General features: G+C 38.2%; 19 protein-coding genes and 3 pseudogenes. 16 read left to right on the top strand and 6 right to left on the bottom strand.

Features of this window, described 5'->3' with window-relative positions; translation table 11 throughout:
- Position 1: 1 nt before the first annotated feature.
- Entirely contained in the window at positions 2-1,894 is a 1,893-nt protein-coding gene (locus ACWF5P_RS18915) for a fructose-specific PTS transporter subunit EIIC (protein WP_434167144.1), read from the top strand.
- Between the two features lie 413 nt (positions 1,895-2,307).
- Here the strand turns inward: ACWF5P_RS18915 and ACWF5P_RS18910 are convergent.
- A pseudogene (locus ACWF5P_RS18910) lies at positions 2,308-2,412 on the bottom strand (IS1595 family transposase); the annotation flags it as partial.
- A 207-nt stretch (positions 2,413-2,619) separates the two neighbouring features.
- Between ACWF5P_RS18910 and ACWF5P_RS18905 the strand changes: the two are divergent.
- From ACWF5P_RS18905 to ACWF5P_RS18890, 4 genes are all read left to right on the top strand, one after another.
- A complete protein-coding gene (locus ACWF5P_RS18905) occupies positions 2,620-2,856 on the top strand; it encodes a hypothetical protein (protein WP_101225203.1) in 237 nt (78 codons plus the stop codon).
- A 527-nt stretch (positions 2,857-3,383) separates the two neighbouring features.
- Positions 3,384-3,788, top strand: a complete 405-nt coding sequence (locus tag ACWF5P_RS18900) for a secondary thiamine-phosphate synthase enzyme YjbQ (RefSeq protein WP_434167143.1) — start codon at positions 3,384-3,386, stop codon at positions 3,786-3,788.
- A gap of 39 nt (positions 3,789-3,827) precedes the next feature.
- Positions 3,828-4,403, top strand: a complete 576-nt coding sequence (locus tag ACWF5P_RS18895; protein WP_434167142.1) for a GNAT family N-acetyltransferase — start codon at positions 3,828-3,830, stop codon at positions 4,401-4,403.
- Between the two features lie 105 nt (positions 4,404-4,508).
- A complete protein-coding gene (locus ACWF5P_RS18890) occupies positions 4,509-5,108 on the top strand; it encodes a cell wall hydrolase (protein ID WP_402937586.1) in 600 nt (199 codons plus the stop codon).
- A 61-nt stretch (positions 5,109-5,169) separates the two neighbouring features.
- On the opposite strand, the gene ACWF5P_RS18885 is transcribed toward ACWF5P_RS18890, so the two are convergent.
- Positions 5,170-5,757 carry a DUF2087 domain-containing protein gene (locus tag ACWF5P_RS18885; RefSeq protein WP_101225199.1) on the bottom strand — a complete coding sequence of 196 codons (588 nt, stop codon included), beginning with the start codon at positions 5,755-5,757 and terminating at the stop codon, positions 5,170-5,172.
- Between the two features lie 160 nt (positions 5,758-5,917).
- Here ACWF5P_RS18885 and trhA point away from each other — a divergent pair, with 160 nt between their 5' ends.
- Both trhA and ACWF5P_RS18875 read left to right on the top strand, forming a co-directional pair.
- A complete protein-coding gene (trhA, locus tag ACWF5P_RS18880) occupies positions 5,918-6,562 on the top strand; it encodes a PAQR family membrane homeostasis protein TrhA (protein ID WP_101225198.1) in 645 nt (214 codons plus the stop codon).
- A 99-nt stretch (positions 6,563-6,661) separates the two neighbouring features.
- Complete coding sequence (locus ACWF5P_RS18875) at positions 6,662-7,147, top strand: YusW family protein (RefSeq protein WP_101225197.1); 486 nt, start codon at positions 6,662-6,664, stop codon at positions 7,145-7,147.
- 281 nt (positions 7,148-7,428) lie between these two features.
- Here the strand turns inward: ACWF5P_RS18875 and ACWF5P_RS18870 are convergent, their stop codons facing one another.
- Positions 7,429-8,001, bottom strand: a complete 573-nt coding sequence (locus ACWF5P_RS18870; RefSeq protein WP_230175713.1) for a biotin transporter BioY — start codon at positions 7,999-8,001, stop codon at positions 7,429-7,431.
- Positions 8,002-8,276: 275 nt separating this feature from the next.
- Here ACWF5P_RS18870 and ACWF5P_RS18865 point away from each other — a divergent pair, with 275 nt between their 5' ends.
- The 4 genes from ACWF5P_RS18865 (at position 8,277) to ACWF5P_RS18850 (ending at position 11,713) form a co-directional block, all read left to right on the top strand.
- Complete coding sequence (locus ACWF5P_RS18865; RefSeq protein WP_434169683.1) at positions 8,277-8,795, top strand: hypothetical protein; 519 nt, start codon at positions 8,277-8,279, stop codon at positions 8,793-8,795.
- A gap of 21 nt (positions 8,796-8,816) precedes the next feature.
- Positions 8,817-10,349 carry an SPFH domain-containing protein gene (locus ACWF5P_RS18860; RefSeq protein ID WP_452445167.1) on the top strand — a complete coding sequence of 511 codons (1,533 nt, stop codon included), beginning with the start codon at positions 8,817-8,819 and terminating at the stop codon, positions 10,347-10,349.
- Positions 10,350-10,772: 423 nt separating this feature from the next.
- Positions 10,773-11,021, top strand: coding sequence for a DNA methyltransferase (locus ACWF5P_RS18855; protein WP_452445172.1), 249 nt, complete (start codon positions 10,773-10,775; stop codon positions 11,019-11,021).
- Positions 11,022-11,242: 221 nt separating this feature from the next.
- Positions 11,243-11,713 (top strand): GNAT family N-acetyltransferase, encoded by a 471-nt coding sequence (locus ACWF5P_RS18850; RefSeq protein ID WP_452445166.1) that lies wholly within the window; start codon positions 11,243-11,245, stop codon positions 11,711-11,713.
- Positions 11,714-12,753: 1,040 nt separating this feature from the next.
- On the opposite strand, the gene ACWF5P_RS18845 is transcribed toward ACWF5P_RS18850, so the two are convergent.
- Entirely contained in the window at positions 12,754-13,422 is a 669-nt protein-coding gene (locus ACWF5P_RS18845) for a hypothetical protein (RefSeq protein WP_452445165.1), read from the bottom strand.
- 602 nt (positions 13,423-14,024) lie between these two features.
- On the opposite strand from ACWF5P_RS18845, the pseudogene ACWF5P_RS18840 reads away from it, so the two are divergent.
- Positions 14,025-14,393 (top strand): annotated as a pseudogene (locus tag ACWF5P_RS18840) (IS66 family transposase); the annotation flags it as partial.
- A gap of 62 nt (positions 14,394-14,455) precedes the next feature.
- Here ACWF5P_RS18840 and ACWF5P_RS18835 read toward each other — a convergent pair.
- A complete protein-coding gene (locus ACWF5P_RS18835; RefSeq protein WP_096340597.1) occupies positions 14,456-14,995 on the bottom strand; it encodes an ECF transporter S component in 540 nt (179 codons plus the stop codon).
- A gap of 208 nt (positions 14,996-15,203) precedes the next feature.
- Here ACWF5P_RS18835 and ACWF5P_RS18830 point away from each other — a divergent pair, with 208 nt between their 5' ends.
- A complete protein-coding gene (locus ACWF5P_RS18830; RefSeq protein ID WP_452445164.1) occupies positions 15,204-16,052 on the top strand; it encodes a pyridoxamine kinase in 849 nt (282 codons plus the stop codon).
- Positions 16,053-16,203: 151 nt separating this feature from the next.
- Here the strand turns inward: ACWF5P_RS18830 and ACWF5P_RS18825 are convergent, their stop codons facing one another.
- Complete coding sequence (locus ACWF5P_RS18825; RefSeq protein ID WP_144553837.1) at positions 16,204-16,818, bottom strand: DUF3267 domain-containing protein; 615 nt, start codon at positions 16,816-16,818, stop codon at positions 16,204-16,206.
- A gap of 1,075 nt (positions 16,819-17,893) precedes the next feature.
- Between ACWF5P_RS18825 and ACWF5P_RS18820 the strand changes: the two are divergent.
- From ACWF5P_RS18820 to ACWF5P_RS18810, 3 genes and pseudogenes are all read left to right on the top strand, one after another.
- Positions 17,894-18,025, top strand: a pseudogene (locus ACWF5P_RS18820) (SPFH domain-containing protein); the annotation flags it as partial.
- 306 nt (positions 18,026-18,331) lie between these two features.
- A complete protein-coding gene (locus tag ACWF5P_RS18815) occupies positions 18,332-19,720 on the top strand; it encodes a M28 family peptidase (protein ID WP_452445163.1) in 1,389 nt (462 codons plus the stop codon).
- A gap of 954 nt (positions 19,721-20,674) precedes the next feature.
- The gene (locus ACWF5P_RS18810) at positions 20,675-21,397 is read left to right on the top strand and encodes a flotillin domain-containing protein (RefSeq protein WP_452445171.1); all 723 of its coding nucleotides are present in this window, start codon (positions 20,675-20,677) and stop codon (positions 21,395-21,397) included.
- Position 21,398 lies beyond the last annotated feature (1 nt).

Here is a 21,398-nt window from a genome sequence, read left to right as displayed (position 1 = left end):
TATGAAAATTACAGACTTGTTAAAATTGGATACAATCATAATAGATTTGCAAAGTGTTACAAAGCAAGCAGTCATTGATGAACTATCAGGAAAGTTGGCCGAGGCAGAAAGGTTAAACGATGTGGAGGGTTTCAAAGCTGCGATCTTAAAACGTGAAGAGCAAAGCACAACAGGGATTGGTGAGGGGATAGCCATACCGCACGCAAAAACAAATGCTGTAAGGGTACCAGCCATCTGTTTCGGCAAATCGGTCAGTGGTGTGGATTATGAATCGCTTGATGGGCAGCCAGCTCATTTGTTCTTTATGATTGCAGCAAGTGAAGGAGCGAATGCAGATCACTTGGAAACCCTTTCCCGGCTTTCTTCGTTACTGATGGATGATAAATTCAGAGCCCGCTTGATTTCTGCTTCTTCCGGTGAGGAAGTGTTGGAGATAATCAACCAAAAAGAAATGGAGGCTTATGAAGAAGAAAGGGAAGAGGAGCAATCAAGTAATGATGCCAGTGGTAACGATAAAGGAGGTAAAATCCTTGCCGTTACAGCATGTCCAACAGGAATTGCCCATACTTATATGGCTGCCGATGCGTTAAAGGCCAAAGCGAAGGAAATGGGAATCGATTTCAAAGTGGAAACAAATGGTTCCACAGGAATCAAAAATGGTTTAACCGCTGCAGAGATTGATGAGGCGGATGCAATTATCGTCGCAGCGGATAAGCAGGTGGAAATGGATCGTTTTAATGGAAAACATGTCATTATTGTGCCTGTTGCCCATGGAATCCGGAAGACCGAGGAGCTGTTAATCAGAGCCGTGAATCAGGATGCACCTGTTTACAAAGGAACTGGAAATGATAAAAGTGATGAAGGTGATTCAGCTAAAGGAGGATTGGGGATCTACAAGCACTTAATGAATGGCGTAAGTAATATGCTTCCATTTGTCGTCGGGGGGGGAATCCTGATTGCGCTTTCTTTCTTTTTCGGGATAGAGGCAGCCGATCCGGCAAATCCGGAGTATAATCCGATTGCCAAAGCATTAAGTGATATTGGCGGTGGAAATGGTGCTTTCTTCTTACTTATCCCTGTCCTGGCTGGATTCATTGCTTCAAGTATTGCCGACCGTCCAGGTTTTGCTCCTGGTATGGTAGGGGGATTATTGGCAGCACAGGCCAATGCCGGTTTTCTTGGCGGACTGATTGCCGGTTTCCTTGCAGGTTATGTCGTATTACTTTTAAGAAAATTGTTTTCCAAGTTACCGCAAACACTAGATGGCATTAAACCGGTTTTACTCTATCCTGTTTTCGGAATGTTAATTACAGGGTTTATCATGATATTTCTTATAAATGAACCAGTAACAGCAATTAACACGGGCCTGACCAACTGGCTTCAGGGCTTATCCGGAACGAACGCAATATTCCTAGGCCTGATTCTTGGGGGTATGATGGCTGTGGATATGGGCGGACCTTTAAATAAAGCAGCATTCACCTTTGGGATTGCAGCCATTGAGGCATCAAGTTTCGGACCGCATGCTGCAGTAATGGCTGGCGGAATGGTTCCTCCCCTGGGAATCGCATTTGCAACAACATTCTTTAAAAGTAAATTCAGTGAAATGGAAAGGAAGTCCGGATTCACTAATTACTTCATGGGTGCTTCATTCATCACAGAGGGTGCCATTCCTTTTGCGGCGGCGGATCCATTGCGCGTTATCGTCAGCAGTGTTGTTGGGGCAGCGACGGCAGGAGCCCTGTCAATGGCTTTTGGTGTAACTTTGCCAGCGCCTCATGGGGGAATATTTGTCATCCCTCTAGTCAACCATCCTTTCCGCTATTTGCTGGCTATTTTAATAGGAGCCCTTATTACCGCTTTAATATTGGGATTCTGGAAAAAGAAACGGATATAAAAAAACTGAAAGATAGCGGGTCCAAGTACATTGGATCCGCATTCAGTTTGTAGACAAAAAGGTTTCGGAATGGCATTATTCCGGAACCTTTTTTAATTTTATTGGATGGAAATAATTGTAAATAGAGGGTCTAAGATGACTATCATGCGTATTTTCTGCTGCCGCATGAAACGAAAAGGCAAGCTGTTTTGTTCTCTTGCACATAGTAGCTATTCTCAGGATCAGTTGAACTTTCTTTAATCTCCCTGTCTTCTTTCTTGATAAACTTATCTGGTGAAAAGGACTTCTTTACACTGTTTTTTACGATCTTGATTTATTTCTTCTTGAATGTGTCCTTGATGGCATGTGCTTCCTTAGGATAGATGTTTCACTATACCTAAAAAAATAAAACCAACTCTAATAATTATCGATGAATTTTTCACATTCTGGATGTGGTAAAGTCCTTTAACACGTTCTGTTCCATCTGATTTAAAACGGCAAGGATCCAATCCTTTGCTTTTTACATACGAAGAAAAAGCCATTCAAGCATCTTTGCAAGCGTATTGTCCGATGTCAATTTAGTGCCGATCGTGCTTTGGCTAATTGGGGTTTCACAATATTGAAGTGATAATTTATCTATAAGAAAAATCATTGTAGATAGCTGTTTATTACCGATTAACGAAACTTTTCAGTCATTAAGAACGTACCATTAATATTGGCGACCTAAAAACTGGGAGGTAGTAAGTATGGACTTGACCCCAAAACAACGAAACTTGTTGCTATCATTAACCACTGATTGGCAGACACCGATTCAAATTTCTGGCCGTCTTCCGAAAGAATGGGGAACTCTATCCTGTATAAATCAGACTCTTAAAGAGTTAGTCCGTGAAGGGTGGGTGCAAGCTAATCCAGTAATGTTCGGTCTATTCCGATTAACCACGGAAGGCATGAGCATAAAGGAGTTAGAATTGGGTGAGAACTAATGCTATATCGGCAACTTACACAAGAGGATAAATTCATTTTATTCGATTAGCTGTTATTTCAATCGTAAATTAACAATGAAAATTAACATAGCCTAAAACAAAAAAAACTGAAGACAAACTTGATTTTCGTCGAGTTTGTCTTCAGTCTGAAAGCGCATCCAATTACACCGGGTCCGCTTTTCTTATATCCAATCCAAAACTTCAATCCGGTTGCCGAAAGGGTGATACAAAAATGCGGTTCGCTTCAGGAAACCTTGCGTCACTTTAAAAGATATTATTAAATGTGGCTATAAGCCTATAACCTATCTTATTCTCAACTACAAGAGCTGGATGGGATTTTTCGCGCAGTCCTCAACTGGTCGATCCGTATTCAAACCATTCTCACCTCCCTCATTCCTTATAGATCCAATATTAAAACAAAATAATTATTATAAGGTTTGCTAATCTTAATATCGACTGGTTTTTTAAAGCATGAATGTTATGTTTATGGGTAAAGAGTATTAAATTGACAAAGGGAGTGAACGTACATGCTGAAGAAAAATACCTTAAAAACGACGAAAAGGGATGATATGATTGATGTAACGATAGAAGTACAGGCCTTCATTAATGAAAATGGGGTTCAAGAGGGGATAGCTCTTATATATTGTCCACATACGACAGCAGGAATCACGATTAATGAAAATGCTGATCCCGATGTCAAAAAGGATATGCTAAGAAGATTTGATGAGCAATACCCATGGAACCATACATTGGATTTACATATGGAAGGAAACACGGCTGCCCATTTGAAATCAAGTACGGTTGGTTCTTCACAGCAGGTGATTATCCATAAAGGGAGCTTAATCCTTGGTACATGGCAGGGTGTATATTTTTGTGAATTCGATGGTCCCAGAGAAAGGCAATATTTTATAAAATTATGTGTCGACCGGTAAAATGGAAGGTATGGCAAGGATGAAGTGGGAGGAAGCGGATTGGACGATGTTTGGATTGAAGGAAGCAAAGTAATATTGAGGAATGTTAAACAAGCCGATGTAAAACGTTTATGGAGCCTGAAATATGGAGAAGCCGATCCAGAATGGAAAAAGTGGGATGCACCTTATTATCCTCTAGAACTCATTGATTTCCAAACGTATATCGAAAAAGAACTGAAGCATAAAACCTATGATGAGAAAATGGGGGCTTATTCCGAGTTATTAATGGAAAAAAACGATCAAATAATAGGCTCTGTTGTATATTACTGGGAACATGAACCTTCACGCTGGCTTGAAATCGGAATTACGATTTTTGAGCCCGAGTATTGGAACGGCGGTTACGGAACAGAAGCGTTAATGTTATACATAGGCTATTTATTCGAAAAAATGGAGATTGAGCGGGTTGGTCTGACGACGTGGTCAGGTAATGAACGTATGATCGCAGTTGGAGAAAAGGTGGGCATGCAAGTAGAGGGAAGGATGAGAAAATGCCGTTATCATGATGGTTATTATTACGATTCAATCAGAATGGGAATGCTACGTGAAGAATGGAAATCATTAAAATTTCGAAGTTAATAGACCCGTGAAAATTTTTCCTTCATTTCCTTGGAAAAAATTTAGCACTGTTTTCTCCCATATGGTCTGTTATCCTAGGAAGATGCTTAACGAGGAGGTTACAGGATGAAATTATCAGTTATAATAACTGTGATAATGACTCTAAGTGTCATCATACTTGGGATAGCTTTTCCTAAGGGAACGACCAGTAAAGCTTCGGATGGAGCAACCAAACATGTCATTAAACAAGGTGAATCGATATGGGATATTGCGAAGCAGCACGGTGTTCCAATCGGTAAGTTGAAAGAAGTCAATAATAATGTAAATAATGTTGCCGAGCCCGGTAAAACATTGATTATTCCACATGTAATGAATGAAAAAGATAAAGAATTATTAGCAAGGCTTGTGCATGCAGAAGCTAAAGGGGAGCCATACAGAGGTAAGGTCGAGGTGGCAGGAGTTGTTTTGAATCGCCTTGATAGCGATGAATTTCCTGATACGGTACGGGAAGTCATCTATCAAAAAAACCAATTCTCGCCTGTTGGTGATGGCAGTATAAATAAACCAGCAGGAGATGACGCCAAGAAAGCTGTCAATGAAGCATTGGCGATTCATGGCTATACAAATGATGCATTGTATTTTTGGAATCCTAGCATTTCGGACAGCGAATGGATGAAACAATTAGATGTAATCAAAATAATCGGCGGTCACCATTTTGCCATATAAACTGCATCTCAAGAACCGGCTTTCCAAATGGGAGGCCGGTTTTTAATTTAGAATCCTTCCGTTAAACGATGTCAGCCCACATCTCGCGGGGATTCAGCTCATAAATGCTGTTTTCACGGTACATGATGCTTCCGATAATGAGTTCACGCCTTATCGTTGCATAATCATCATGGAATGACTGTATGAATTCATTCAGTTCTTTTTCTGGATACTTACGTCCCTTTTCCAGAAGGCTGCCAATATGATGAAGGATGATCATTTTCTTTTTCCTTTGTGCTGGTATTGTTTTTAGTCGGCCATCTGGCGTATAGAAGTTTTCAAGGATCTTTTTGTGTTCTAAATTCAGCTTTTGATTATCCATATTATTAGAGTCCCCCTTATTTGAAACCATTTTAGGTAATGCTGACGAATAATGCTTCAGTACATCTTCATTCAAAAAATAATATACCGTATTTTTTTCCCTGCGATCCTTCACTAAATTAATGTCCTTCAATTTCGTTAAATGGTGTGATATGGTCGGGGCCGTCAATTTCAATATTCCCGCAAGTGCCTGTCCGTGTTTCGGGCCATTTGCAAGGATGGATATAATCCTAATCCTGGTTACATCACCAATCGTTTTGTGGAAAGCGACCAATTTTTCTAATTGCACTTTTATCCCCCTTTTCTAATTAGATTATCATCTAATTAGATGATAATCTAATTAGTGGGTATTAATCAAGTTAATATTCACTTTTCTATATTGCTTGGAAGAACTGGTGTATACTTTAGGTGAATACAAAAAAATTAAGCCGGAATTAAGGAGCTGTAACATGGCTAATACACATGTTTATACAAAAAAAGAAGAAGTGGTCAATGCGATAACCCACGGTATCGGCGTTTTGTTAAGTATTGCCGCCCTTGTGTTTTTAATCATATTCTCAGCCCAAACAGGATCGCCTTGGCATGTAGTCATTTCAGTAATTTATGGTGTTTCCATGCTTCTTTTATATGTTTCTTCCACTTTAGTGCATAGTTTTCCAGAGGGCAAAACGAAGGATATATTTGAAATCTTTGATCATTCAGCCATATATATATTCATTGCCGGGACATACACGCCCATCATGCTTCTTGTGATCCAAGGGTCACTCGGCTGGACACTGCTAGGTATAATTTGGGGAGTTGCAATCATAGGCGTCGTCTTCAAAGCTTTCTATGTGAAAAGATTCCTCTTCCTTTCGACGATTCTCTATATTGCGATGGGGTGGATGATCGTTATCGTTTGGGGACCACTTACAGCAACGATGCCTTCAGCTGGTATCCAGTTATTGATTGCAGGGGGATTGCTTTATACGTTTGGAGCCATCTTTTATGTTTGGCGCGGTTTTCCGTTTCATCATGCGGTTTGGCATGTATTCGTGCTTGGGGGGTCTGTCACACACTTTTTTGCGGTATTGTTTTATATCCTTCCACTATGATAACTTCGTTGATATGATGTATCTGAGAGATTCTTGAGGTTTTAAATGCCCCCTATTAGGAAATAAATAACGTATACAAACTAAAGGAGGAAAAAACTAATGAGAAGATCAATCAAAATATTATCGGTCCCGTTTGCGGCTATGCTTGTTTTGGCTGGATGCGGCGAAGAAAACGATGAAGTGAAAAACCCGCCAGTTCAGGAAAATGAAAATCAAGCGGAAAATAACCCTGAAACAGGAACGGATAATAATGAAAAACTGCCTTTCACTTATAAGGATTTTCAATTAGAAGTGGATTATACAGGCAATGATAACGAATACGAAGCTGAATATGATACCATGGGAGCCCAAACAGAAGCTTCGATCGAGGACAAACTTAACAAACATGAAGTTCACGGTGATGAAGCAATGAAAGAATTGACCCCGATTTTAGAAAAATTGACATTCACCAAAGATTCATCAGATGAGGAAGTCATTCAAGAAGTGACAAAAGCTTTTAATTTGAAAGATGACTATCAAGAATTCGATCTAGAGGTCGTTTTCGAAGATGGTACGAAAAAAGAATATAAAGTGAATAATAAGTAACCAAATCCGTTACTATATTCTTCCTTGTGTAATAAAATGGTAGCATGTTCATTGTGTCCTCAATAGTTGTCAAATTACTGTTACTATAGTAAAATGATTACGGTTAGCAAAGGGGATAATATACATTTGCTATTCATATTCGGACTTATGGGGATAGGACCGCAATAAATACTTGTAAAAAAGATTCTTTTTAAGAGTCTTTTTTTTATGCAGAGTTCCGGAATTTGAATATAAATGAAAGAGAGGGTACCACTAGCGGTACCCTCTCTTTCATTTACCCATCATTGGGAAAGTGGTGCATTTTTTTTTGGCAGCATATTAGCCGACGCTAACCTTGAACGGATTGTAATGCCAAGCCAAGATGCAAGGAATGCCTTTAAAACGCCTACGATAATAAATGGAGCAAAACCGCTGGCAAATGCCACTGGCCAAGATAATGAACTCATATATTTTAACCAAACCGTACCGATGACCAAAGTAACTATCATCCCGATTGTATTTGCAAGGAAAGCCATCGCAACTGAGAAACGCGTTTTTTCCAATATCAAACCCGTTATATACACTGTCGGGATATAGGATAATAAATAACCGCCAGTAGGACCGAATATTTTAGCAAGCCCTCCTGACATTTCAGCGAATACAGGAACACCCGCTGCTCCAATGAACAAATATAATAAAACGGAAGAGGTTCCATAACGTGAACCGAGTATCGTAGCTGCCAATCCAACAGCTAGAGTCTGTCCTGTAATCGGTACTATGGGCAGTGGAATTGTAATTTGGGCAAGTATTCCTATAAGTGCTGCAAATAAAGCTGTAACCATCATCATTCTTAACTTCTCATGACGTTCCTTCATCGTGCTTCCCCCTAATGTAAACCTAGTTATGTAAAGAGTTAACATATAAAGAATTTTAATATGTTAAGTAAACACTGTCAATGGTATTATGAATTTTATTTCAATAATGGTCTTTTAAAATAAATGAAACTTTTTGAATGCGTCATTCGTATGAATGGTAATCAAAGTAATTGGAGGGGATTATAACCAGATATTATCATTGTTGGTAAAACGCTTATCCCAGGTCCTTAAAGTAGTAAGCGGCATGGAAAAATCGAAACTAAAGGATGAAAATGATGGAGTTATTTGGGGTTCCGTTAGAAACAGTCTATTTATATGGATTAATTATATTCGGGGGGCTAACATTCTTATTTATTTTGTTTAATGATATATTTTCCGGCCTTGAATTACCGGATATATTTAATCCAACTCTCATTTTTAGCTTTTTCACCGTGTTTTTTGCGAGTGGGTTTTTGTTTGAATCGCTTTCAGGACTTAATGCTGGATTGAGTGCCGGCATTTCCCTGATCATTTCATTAATTATCGTCACTTTACTGAATGTATTTGTTTTGATTCCGATCTCATCAGCGGAAGAAAGTTTGACATTTCATGATAATGACCTGAGAGGGAGGGTCGGCAGGGTTCTGACATCAATCCCGGTTGACGGGTTTGGGGAAGTCCTGATTGAAAGCATCAGCGGAAGCATCGCGAAAACTGCGGCAAGTTATAAGAATGAAGATATTGTTTCGGATTCAAAGGTCTTGATCATCGAAGTTAAAAATGGGGTTGTCTATGTTATGCCCCACCAGGATTAAAAAAAGGGTAGGAGGTAAGTTATGTTTGATTTGATTTGGATTGTTGTCGCCATTGTTGCATTTTTACTTATCGCACTTATTGCTGTCTTTATTACGAAATACCGTACTGCTGGTCCTGATGAAGCATTGATCGTGACCGGAAGCTATTTAGGAAGCAAAAATGTTCACATCGACGAATCAGGAAATAAAATTAAAATCGTCCGCGGCGGTGGTGCATTCGTTCTCCCGGTGTTCCAGCAAGCGGAACCACTAAGCTTGTTATCAAGCAAGCTTGAGGTTTCAACGCCTGAAGTATATACGGAACAGGGAGTTCCTGTCATGGCAGATGGTGTATCGATAATCAAGATTGGCAGTTCAATCACCGATATCGCTACAGCGGCAGAGCAATTTCTTGGTAAATCAAAAGATGACCGTGAACAGGAAGCGCGGGAAGTCTTGGAGGGACATCTTCGTTCCATACTTGGTTCGATGACAGTCGAGGAAATTTATAAAAACCGTGAAAAGTTTTCCCAGGAAGTACAGAGGGTAGCCTCGCAGGATCTAGCTAAAATGGGACTCATCATCGTATCGTTCACGATTAAAGATGTTCGGGATAAAAATGGATATCTTGAATCGCTCGGAAAGCCAAGGATTGCCCAGGTGAAGAGGGATGCCGATATAGCTACCGCCGAGGCAGAGAAAGAAACGCGAATCAAGCGAGCCGAAGCTTCGAAGGAAGCCCAGCGTGCCGAACTTGAAAGGGCAACCGAAATAGCAGAAGCCGAAAAAATCAACAAGCTAAAGGTTGCGGAATTCCGGCGTGAGCAGGATATTGCCAAAGCACGGGCTGACCAAGCTTACGATCTTGAAACGGCCAGATCTAAACAGGATGTAACAGAACAGGAAATGCAAATCAGGATCATTGAACGTCAGAAGCAAATTGAGCTGGAGGAAAAGGAAATCCTTCGCCGTGAAAAGCAATATGATTCAGAAGTGAAGAAAAAGGCCGATGCAGACCGTTATGCGGTAGAGCAGGCAGCCTCAGCCAACAAGATGAAACAGATTACAGAAGCGGATGCCGATAAGTATAAAATTGAAGCCATGGCGAAAGCGGAAGCGGAACGTGTTCGTATGGACGGTCTTGCTAAAGCGGACGCACAAAGGGCACAAGGTACGTCTGAAGCGGAAATCATCAGGTTAAAAGGGGTAGCAGAGGCAGAAGCCAAGCAGAAAATCGCTGAAGCTTTTGAACAGTTCGGGCAAGCGGCCGTAATGGACATGATTTTGAAAATGCTGCCGGAGTATGCAAAACAAGTGGCAAGCCCGCTTAGTAATATCGACAAGATCACTGTAGTGGATACAGGTGGAAGCAGTAAAAATGGCGGGGCTAATAAAGTGACTGGATATGCAACGGATTTAATGGCATCCTTGCAGGAGTCATTAAAGGCATCCTCGGGAATTGATGTCAAAGACTTGCTTGAGAATTTCTCAGGAAAACGAAATTTACCATTTACCACCATCAGCCAGGAGAATGTCGAAGCGAACATGAATATGGCAGCAGGCAAGGAAGAGTAATAGGAAAGATTAAAATGAAAAAAGGTAAGAGCACTTATATGCTCTTACCTTTTTTTGAATAGTTTTCGCTTATAAAAGGCATGATCAATTTATCTGTCCTTTTATACTTAATAAATATGTTCGTCATCCTCGGTTTTCAAGTAATTCATCATCCTTTTGTTTTTGGTGGGAATAATGAAAGCAATTAAAGTAAAAAGAAAAGTCGTCAAAAAATAGTGGATTTTTATCATCGAAGCTATAAGAATTCAAAAGAGTACTAGATCCAGGTGGAACAATGGTTATTTTTTACGATATTTTTAAAATAAGTGATATATCAAAAGTTGCAGAAAAGCTGAAGTTGAAACAACAAAGAATAGGAGTTTGGGAAAAAACGAATCCGGTCCCCATTAATGCGAAAGTAAATTATTTGTCAAACTCAAGAGAATATTTTATTTCCATACTAAAGGGACTAAAAGAACGTTTAATTCTTATTATGATAGGGCTTCATATGAAGCACCTATAGTTAGTGGGAAAGTGAGATTTCACCCTTGTCAAAAGCTAGTTGCTGTTCTCGAAAAAATAATTGCAACTCATTCTAATAAAGGTGAAACAGTATTAGATTGTTTTATGGGTTCAGGATCAACAGGACAGGCTGCTATAAATCTAAATCGGAACTTTATTGGTTCGAATTAGATAATACCTACTTCAACAGAGCTTCTAGTGCTTTGCATAAAGCTTTTGCAAGTTGAATTTCAATTCTTATCTTGGTCGTGAGAAAAGTGGTTATTTTTTTATGACCAAATTTAAACTTTTAAGAAAGAAAGTAAGTAATTATCGTCCATGTTTTTCTTCGACATCTCGAATGAATTGGATACTTATTTAAACTAAAACGCGAAAAAAATGGTGAAGTTTATATGATTAGAATTGTAAAAAAACAAGAGTTTTGTATGTTTGAAGACAAAATGAGTACTGATGAATTTTCTTTAAGTGATGAGGTAATTATGGAAACTTTCCACGAGTTCATTGATGATTACGAAGATGATGAAATAGATGTATACGGCTATTTTGATAATACGGGTGATTTGGTTGGATTGATCCGATTTTCTGAAGAGACCGGTGACTATCTTTTCAAGAGTATAGATAATTTAGCTAATTCTTTTTTTACGTTAATAGGTGTATTATTTGTTCAGCCCAATTATCGAAAAAAAGGAATTGGGAAGGAATTGGTTGAATTTGCAATATCTCAGGCTACTACAGAGGAAATCTTAGCAGATCCCTATGATATAGATGCAAGTAATTTTTTTAATAGTATAGGCTTCTCACTTTGTAGTAATATTGGAGGTTGTGAAAAATGGTTAATGTGTAAATGGAGCCACAACCTTTAAAATATAAAGATTTAATGAACTGCAATGTGGAAATTTTCACCGTGAAACCGTGGCGAATTTTTACGTACATCATGAGGCTCAAAATCCTCAAACTTGCGCAGTTCCCCAGAAATGAAGCCTCTGCTTAGAGGACTATATGTCACATGAGTCATTGCAAATTCTCTTAAGGTAGGAAGAATTTCTTCTTCAACGTACCGGCTCTAAAGAGAGTATTCCGTTTGAAACTCGGAGATGGATTGAACTTCATTGGCACGGCTATCTCATTAATGTCAAGCTCTCTATAAAGTTTTTCCGAAATAATTTCAAACTTTGATAAAAAAAGAATCAGCCTCTTTAATCAGAAGCTGATTCCTTTTTACTTACGGTTTAATGACTTCCACACCGCGCATATATGGAAGTTGTTTAGTTAAAATGTTCACAGTCAATTATCTAACTGATCCTGCATAGCTTCATATCTGATAAAATTTATTTGAGGGGTGGAGCGGCTTCCATCGGATTAACACCACTGGCTGCCCAAGCTATTGGTTGATTCTGATCTAAACGATCCAAACGCTCCATGTCCTTATCAGGAACTTCAAAATCAAATAAATTTAAATTTTCTCGGATGCGCTCCGGTGGATATTTATGTGAATCCTGTTTATCTTCGAGTAGTAATTAAGCCGGGATCTTAAAACTATTCTTTCGTTTTCCTGGTCTACTCTAGAGAGAGTATAAAACGTATTTGACGAAAGGATATCTATAATGCCACCGGATAGAGCTTGCTCAATGGAAGTATAGCCTTCTTGGACAAGCAGAGGAATAAATCTTCTAAGAGCCGCTGAATAACCACGAAAGCTTCCTCATGTAATAGAGGGTAGGGACATCTTAATAATTAAAAGGCATGAGCCCGGTAGATTACCGGGTTCATGCCCTAAAGGCTGCCTAAGTAAATAAAGTGTCTAACTTTTTGGGTTCACTTCAATACGACTCTTTGTATAACCCAACACGCTTTAGTTTAATGAACATTCTTGTACTTGAGTCTTAGCAGGGAATAAGCAGTTTTAAAGGTCATCGTCATTCTTAAAGTTTTTTCGAAATTCTTCTATTACATTAATATTTTCCTCTGAAAGTGGTATTTGGCTCTTTTGCATAATCGAATCGAAAAATGAAGGAAGGGATTTTTTCAGGGAAATAGGAACTGTCAACTTTTTTGCTGTTTTTTCTCCATTTTCCCAAGCATCTCTCTCAATTGGTTGGTTTCTATATTTACTATATTGCTTTTTGGAACTAATCCAAAACTGCCACCAAGGTAGAGTAGGTTCAATATACCCATCTTTTTTATTCTTAATCCATTCCTTTATAAATGGGTTTTCCAGCTGTAATATTCTTTGATTAATAATTTCATTTGGCATTGTGACTTTATTAAATTCATCAATTCTCTCCATTTGCATAGCATGGAAAAGCTCGTGAGCCAAGTTGTCAACGGATTCTTTAGAACTATCAAAATCAAGTTGTCCAATTTCAATTAAATGTTCCCTTCGTCGATAAACATAGCTACCACCTCGTTGATTTACAGGAAAAGAAAGGCTAATGGGACCTTCAATTCTAAATACGTTTTTAAGGTGTCCCATAACCTCACGAAGTTTGGAGATTTTCTGATCTTTAGTGTAGGAATCCCAATTAACTTGTGATAAATCATTTATAAGCTTGTTTATTATCTGCTCTAACATCTCATTTCCCCCTTTAAAATATAAACACTGGTTTTTTATACCAATATTTAGAGTAATATATTTCTATTGTTGTTTCAAACGTTAACTCCCTCAAAGGGTATAAATTACAGATATAGGATAATAGTTGAGTTATCTTAAGAAATATTACTTTTTAAAGGATGCAAAGAAAAGGATCAAATTCACCTTAATTTCAGGAATGCAGAGTTATCTCACCAGCTAAATAATAGGCAACCGGAGTCTAACGCTTCCTTAGCTGCAGTCTGGTCCATTCCTAAAACTTCGGGTATTAGACATTACCCGTATACTCCAAGAGGAATTTCACAATGTAACGTTTGAAAGATTGAAAAGGATTGGGTTGTATTTTTATATGGAGTTAATATCTAGTCAGAGGTTTGGTTGTTGGTAAGAGGTCTTATGGTAGGGTCTTGTTGTTGTCTAGAGTCTATTAGAGTCTAGTGAGTCACTTTCTTCAATAATATATAATCTATATTTTTCTGATTTATATATGTATATGGTTTATTAGGTACACTCTAATCCAAAGGACACTAAAGAGTACCTATAATTATTGTCCTTTGACATACCTCTAACCATTGACAATACTGACGCTAGGAAAAGCGATCATTTATTGTTTGAATCAATGGAATCATCTTGTAGCTTTTTTATTGGACGGACATTTAGAAATCGACAACAACAGAAGTGAACGTTCCATTAAGCCGTTTGTGATTGGGAGAAAAAATTGGATGTTTTCTAATACACCGCGAGGTGTTAGAGGGAGTGCCATCATGTATAGTGTGGTTGAAACGGCAAAAGAGAACGATTTGAGTCCCTATCATTATCTTCGCTATTTGTTTGAAACGCTACCAAATATGGATCTTACGAATAAAAAAGAAATAGATAAAGTCTTGCCGTGGTCATCTAGGTTACCCTCTGCATGCAGAGTACCGATAAAAAGGGAAGCAAACAAAACATAGTCCCGAAATACACCATCCATGTAGTATTTGGGGGCTACTTGACGTTTACCTTTATAGCGAATTTACTTAAAATAAGGAACCTTTTTCAAAGCCACACAAACTGGAACGGCAACGATAATTCCTAATATATTTTGAACGAGATCTCCAGGTATCGAAGCTAAAGGTGCAATCCAATTACCGTATAGAATCCCTTCACCAATATAATAAACAGCTATCATAAATGGAATGGAAACGATTGTTGCTATTACATTGAAAGCAATGCTAGTACCGTTGCGACCCTTTGACCAAGCGATTTTACCAACTATATATCCTTGCAAACCACGCGCCACAATGGTGATAGGTGCCCACAATGTCCACCCTCCAACTATATCAAATAACCCCATTCCTATCGCACCAGCAAGAGCTGCTTTTTTAGGACCAAATAAAATAGATGCAATAAAAAGCATAGCTGTTCCTAGATGAACTAACCCTCCATTTGCAGCAATTGGCAGTTTAATATTCAAAAAGAAAGTAGATAGGAACACAAGTGCAATCAACATTGCGGTAATAATTAAATCCATAGTTTTTTGACTTGACCTTGAATAACTTTGTGTATTTTGCATATCTGTAAACCTTCCTAACTAGAATTTTCCTATGATTTTAGCAAAAGACTGGTGTCTATAAAAGTGTCAATTTATTAAAAAACTATGAGGTCAGTTGAAAAAAATACAGATATTATACGTATTGAAAAGAGAGAGGAGATGACTGTTTTTAGCTGATTTATGATAAGATAAATAAAGTTTAAAGTGGATAGGCCATATGGAGGTTATTATGAAAAAAGTTGCTGTACTACAGGATTTATCATCTTTTGGAAAATGTTCATTAACAGCTGCAATTCCGGTTCTTTCAGTCATGGGCATGCAGGCATGCCCTTTACCAACGGCCATATTGACTGCGCAAACCGGATATCCAAGTTTTTTTTGTGAAGATTTTACATCCAAAATGAAATACTTCATAGAAGAATGGAGCAAGCTTAATGTAACCTTTGATGGAATCTATACCGGCTTCGTTACTGGTGAAGAGCAAATTAATAATATTTTCCATTTTTTAGATAAATTTTATACAAAAGAAACCATTTTACTTGTTGATCCAGTAATGGGGGATATAGGAGAAGTCTATAAACTTTTTACCGATGAATTACTGGTACTTATGAGAGAACTGGTGAAGCGTGCAGATGTCATTACACCAAATGTTACAGAGTGCTGTTTATTAACCGGATTGTCTTATGAAAAGCTGCATAGCTATTCAAACGAAGAGGACTATATTAAAGCGATAGAAGAAGCCGGTAATATGTTGCAGCAAGAAACGGGAGCTCAGGTTATCATCACTGGAATGAATCCTCCGTCAGCAGATTCAGAGAAGCAGTTTATCGGAAATATGTATTTGGACGGAAGTAGAACCTTTTATAGTGCGACGCAGTATAACGGTGAAAGCTATTCAGGTACTGGTGATTTATTTGCATCTGTGATTATGGGAAGCATGATGCGTGGAGAGAACCTAGAAAAATCCGTACAGCTCGCAGTGGCATTCCTGACAGAGGCTATCAATGATTCCTCCTTGGAGCAAATTCCTAAAGTAGAAGGAGTTAACTTCGAAAAATATTTACGATTGTTATTATGAATGCTTTAAAAAATGGGAAAAAATAGAGTAACAAAAGCTCGGCTTTTTGACTAACCGAGCTTTTTGTATAAATCAAATAGTACTTATATTTTGCCGAATATTGTAAAAAATCTCACTTAAATAATAAGGAAACTTTCTATTTACAGTTTTCTTATTTAAGTGATTTTTTCCAATAAGTGTATGGTCCATTACTTTTCAGAATTGCATTATTCGGTACCTGTTTAATTATAAGTAGGAGATTAAGTATATCAACTGATGATGCCATTGAGTTTAGAATTATCAAAAATTTCAGTGGCGGTGTTAATAGTCCAAATACACCTAATATTAATGGGAAAATTATTGAAATAATCATGAAGGGAGCAATTGTAATGAAGATATACCTTGATTTTAAAATCTCTTCTTCCGTTATCACAAAACCCCCGAAAAGAGTAAGTCCTACATATGTTTTTTCTGATTTAATAAAATTAGGAATGAAAATCAAATGAAGTAATTCGTGAAGTATTAAAAGGAAGACTAGCAAAAAAATAATACCTAGATTAATTGTTATTGATATTGAACTTGATGTCAGTCCAAAGTCGCTTAAAGAAATATTGGAAAAGATATTTATTATCCCAATAGAGATAATGGCAGCGACAATCATTAAAGGGATAGATAACAAAATAGCACTTATTAAATTCTTAGGTTCTTTCATCGGAACCCATCCATTTTTAATTAGGTCCAAATGTAAACGTTGGTTACTTTTTGGTAATTTGTTTACTATTTTCATTAAAATCCACCACTCATACCTTAATTCAAGAAAATTGCGTACCTACCTTACCCTAATAGTTTAATTAACAGCCTCCACATTCACTTCTACATTTTTTTTAGTTCGCGTTATGTAAATTTTCATCTTATAAATTCAACATACTCACCTAACACTACACTTTGAACTTTCCATCCTGCCTCATTGAATATACCCTCCATTTGCCCACCAGGTGCTTTTTAAATAGTTATAGAAAGCATCATACTTGCTCATATTTCACCTCCGTAATATAGCTTCTTTATCAAGCTACCTCTGATTACTGTATAACTTGATTATACAAAAATAGAAATGGGTAAACACCTTTTTACATTTCTTTTAAATAAAAATGATATGATAACAATGTATTACCACTATAGGAGGATTCCATGAAAAAAGTTATCAACGTAGTAGCTGCCATTAATTGAAAACGAGGAACATGAAATACTTTGTGCTTTACGCTCTCGTATAAAATCCAACATATAAAAAAACACCTACGTGTTTAATCATTTAGGTTAAATTAAACTTACCACCCACTAACCTTTACTTTCAAAAGGCGAAGTGAATTTACATCTTTGTATTAACCAGAATGCTATATCCTCTTTCTTTTGTGACTATGGGCGCGTTTGTTAAAGAAAACATTGAGTTGTTTGGATTCTCTTTTTTCTTTTGACTAAAGGGGTTGGGCGATCAATGGGTACACCATTTATAACGACTGAATACTAAGACCTAATATTCCCCCATGCTTATGATAAATTTTATGGCTTCATAAAATAAATACTCTAAGGTACTACATAATAATCTCTACTACCTATTGTTTATTTTCACTCTAATTCTAGAAAAATCTTTTAGGGATTTATAATAAGAAAAATAACAAAAGAATAAATAGTGAGTATGTGGTTCGAAAATTGAAACTATAATAGGATGAAACCTTGTCTTAACGCCTTTCGGGAAAAGATACATTTTAGGTTTTATTTCTCCCAAAAACATTTGGGTTTAATGAATACTCCTTATACCATATATAGATTCTTTTATTTCTCCCGCAATATAACCCTGTTACAACGAGGGACATCTTCGTTCCATACTTGGTTCGATGACAGTCGAGGAAATTTATAAAAACCGTGAAAAGTTTTCCCAGGAAGTACAGAGGGTAGCCTCGCAGGATCTAGCTAAAATGGGACTCATTTTTTCAAGCGAAAGACACGCAATAGTCAAAACTATTGGTGATGTAATTTATGATTAGGATTCATTAATTACTGATTTAACTATACTCAGAATTATTGTTTAGTGAATAAATTTCTCGATTTTTTCACTTAGTAACCAAATCAACGGGACATGAGCTAACTGCTATAATTAATAGTGAGGATTCTAATAAGACTTCCTTTCTAAGAGAGCGGGTGTCAGACACCGATTGATAGTTGGAATTTAAAGACTAATGACTCATTTACAAACTATTCAGTTAAATGCATAATTAGGAATATTATGGAGAAGGAGGTATTATATGTATAGAAAATCACTAACAGTACTATTAGCTGCGGGTATGGTTCTATCAACTGGTACAGTATATGCACAAACAAACGGGGCAACAAATGCCCAGTCTGACACAGCTTTTGATAACAAAGTTATCAAAAAAATTAGTGCGGACAATATGTATAATACGATTGCCTATCTATCAGAGCAACCGAGGGCTGCTGGTACAGAAGGGGAGCTCCGTGCAGTCAAATACATAGAAAGTCAGTTTAAGAGTCTTGGTTTTGAAACAAAGGTTCAGCCCTTTCCCATCTATGATACGGTGCAAAATGTAAAAGTGAAAATTGGTGAAAGTGATTTAGGAGGAACACCGCGTGCCATTAGCGGCAGTATCAGCGGGAAGGTAACGGCCGAACTTGTTAATGTTGGAAAAGCAAAACCAGAGGAAGTTGGAGAAAATGTATCTGGGAAAATTGCACTAGTTGAACGTGGGGACATTACCTTTGTTGAAAAGGTTCAGAATGTCCTAAATAAAGGAGCGGTTGGCGTTTTAATGTACAACAACTCACCATCAGGAAATAATTTCGGACAAGTATCGGCGGGGCAAAATATACCTGCTGTAGCCATTACCCAAGCCCTAGGGTTAGAGTTGGTCGAACAGCTTAAAACTAAACAAATCACGTCCACTCTGGAAGTGGGAAAAGCTGAAAGAATCGAAAAGACATCATACAATGTCATCGCTTCCCTAAAACCAAAAGCCAATAAGGATAATGGTCAAATCGTGACTGTTGGAGCCCATCATGATTCTGTCCCGGGCGGCCCTGGTGCAAACGATGATGCTTCGGGTGTATCAGCTGTGCTGGAACTGGCAAGGATCCTGGCCAAAACGCCAATTGACACTGAAATTCGCTTCCTCACGTTCGGATCTGAGGAAAGAGGGCTCGTTGGATCATCCTTCTATGCAGATTCCCTTCCCAAAGAGGATGTAGACCGCATGGTGGCTCACTTCCAAATGGATATGATAGGCGGACGTGATGCTGGCGAGGATAATCCTGCAGGTGGTTTGATTATGTATACCATTGATGGAATGAAAAACCTTGTGACGGACCTTGGTTCCTCAGCAGGGGCCAGAACGATGGATGTTGCGATTCCTTATGGACAGCTGGGCAGGAGTGACCACCAACCATTCCATGAGCTAGGCATTCCATCCGCCTTGTTTATCCATTCCCCTGTAGAGCCTTGGTATCACCAGCCTACAGATACACTGGATAAGATATCGAAAGAAAAATTGCAGCAAGCAGCTGAAATTGTCGGTGCCAGTGTGTATCAAATTGCCCGTCCGGAAACTCCGGCATTAACAAATGCACATGTAGCTCCTGGCACGGTAGACTATGATTTTGATGACCGTCCGGTAGATTAAATACTTCATTGTACAGAATTACGAGATTAATAATGGATCTTGGCGAAAATCGGGAGGGTAGCTGTGTAGTTTACAGATGCTCTCTTCTTTTTATCGGCCAGCGCCTCGTGCTTAATTTTTCACTATTCCTAAGTTATAAGTCTAGTTAAAATCCTATATGAAATATGTAATAAAACATACATGCTTATCCAACTCCAATACCATAAAATCTAAGTTTAGTAGTACTATAGAAAAATTAGAAGTAGAACAAACGAGCAATCTTTTAGTTGCTAGATATTAAAGTATGCCAAAGGCACATTTAGTGCCATTAACAGTTGATAATGTTAGATACAGGAAAGATCGAAAGTAGCTTTTTATCTAACTTGAATAAATAAAAATTAAATAACCTTACAGAGCCTTGTTATATGATTTTGTGGCAAGTCTCTGGCTTTTTCTGTTCAATAAACTTTATTTTACAATAGTGTGGTAACGCACAAGCTTTCAAGAACCAAACTTCATTTTAGAGTTTAATTGCCAAGAAGCTTTGGACAATAAAATGGATAAAAGAGAGAGGGAATTATGAACACATTTTGGACAAACCGGTAAATATCTTATACATAAGGTATATAAAATTTCTTTTTGTGTACATAAATCATGGACATAAATTGGTTAACTAAAAGAGACAAAAATGGATATCTTGAATCGCTCGGAAAGCCAAGGATTGCCCAGGTGAAAAGGGATGCCGATATAGCTATCGCCGAGGCAGAGAAAGAGACGCGAATCAAGCGAGCCGAAGCTTCGAAGGAAGCCCAGCGTGCCGAACTTGAAAGGGCAACCGAAATAGCAGAAGCCGAAAAAATCAACAAGCTAAAGGTTGCGGAATTCCGGCGTGAGCAGGATATTGCCAAAGCACGGGCTGACCAAGCTTACGATCTTGAAACGGCCAGATCCAAACAGGATGTAACAGAACAGGAAATGCAAATCAGGATCATTGAACGTCAGAAGCAAATTGAGCTGGAGGAAAAAGAAATCCTTCGCCGTGAAAAGCAATATGATTCAGAAGTGAAGAAAAAGGCCGATGCCGACCGTTATGCGGTAGAGCAGGCAGCCTCCGCTAACAAAATGAAACAGATTACAGAAGCGGATGCCGATAAGTATAAAATTGAAGCCATGGCGAAAGCGGAAGCGGAACGTGTTCGTATGGACGGTCTTGCTAAAGCGGACGCACAAAGGGCACAAGGTACGACTGAAGCGGAAATCATCCGGTTAAAAGGGGTAGCAGAGGCAGAAGCCAAGCAGAAAATCGCTGAAGCTTTTGAACAGTTCGGGCAAGCGGCCGTAATGGACATGATTTTGAAAATGCTGCCGGAGTATGCAAAACAAGTGGCAAGCCCGCTTAGTAATATCGACAAGATCACTGTAGTGGATACAAGTGGAAGCGGTGCGAATGGCGGGGCTAATAAAGTGACTGGATATGCTACGGATTTTATGGCATCCTTGCAGGAGTCATTAAAGGCATCCTCGGGAATTGATGTCAAAGACCTGCTTGAGAATTTCTCAGGAAAGCGAAATTTACCGTTTACCACAATCAACCAGGAGAATGTCGAAGCGAACATGAATATGGCAGCAGGCAAGACAGTGAATAATAAAGTGAAGAAAGGTAAGAGCACATATTTGCTCTTACCTTTTTTTGAATAAT

The sequence above is a fragment of the Peribacillus sp. NPDC055009 genome (genome assembly GCF_053608705.1).
The sequence above is the reverse complement of the archived record's forward strand: the minus strand, read 5'-3'. Positions and strand labels throughout refer to the sequence as shown.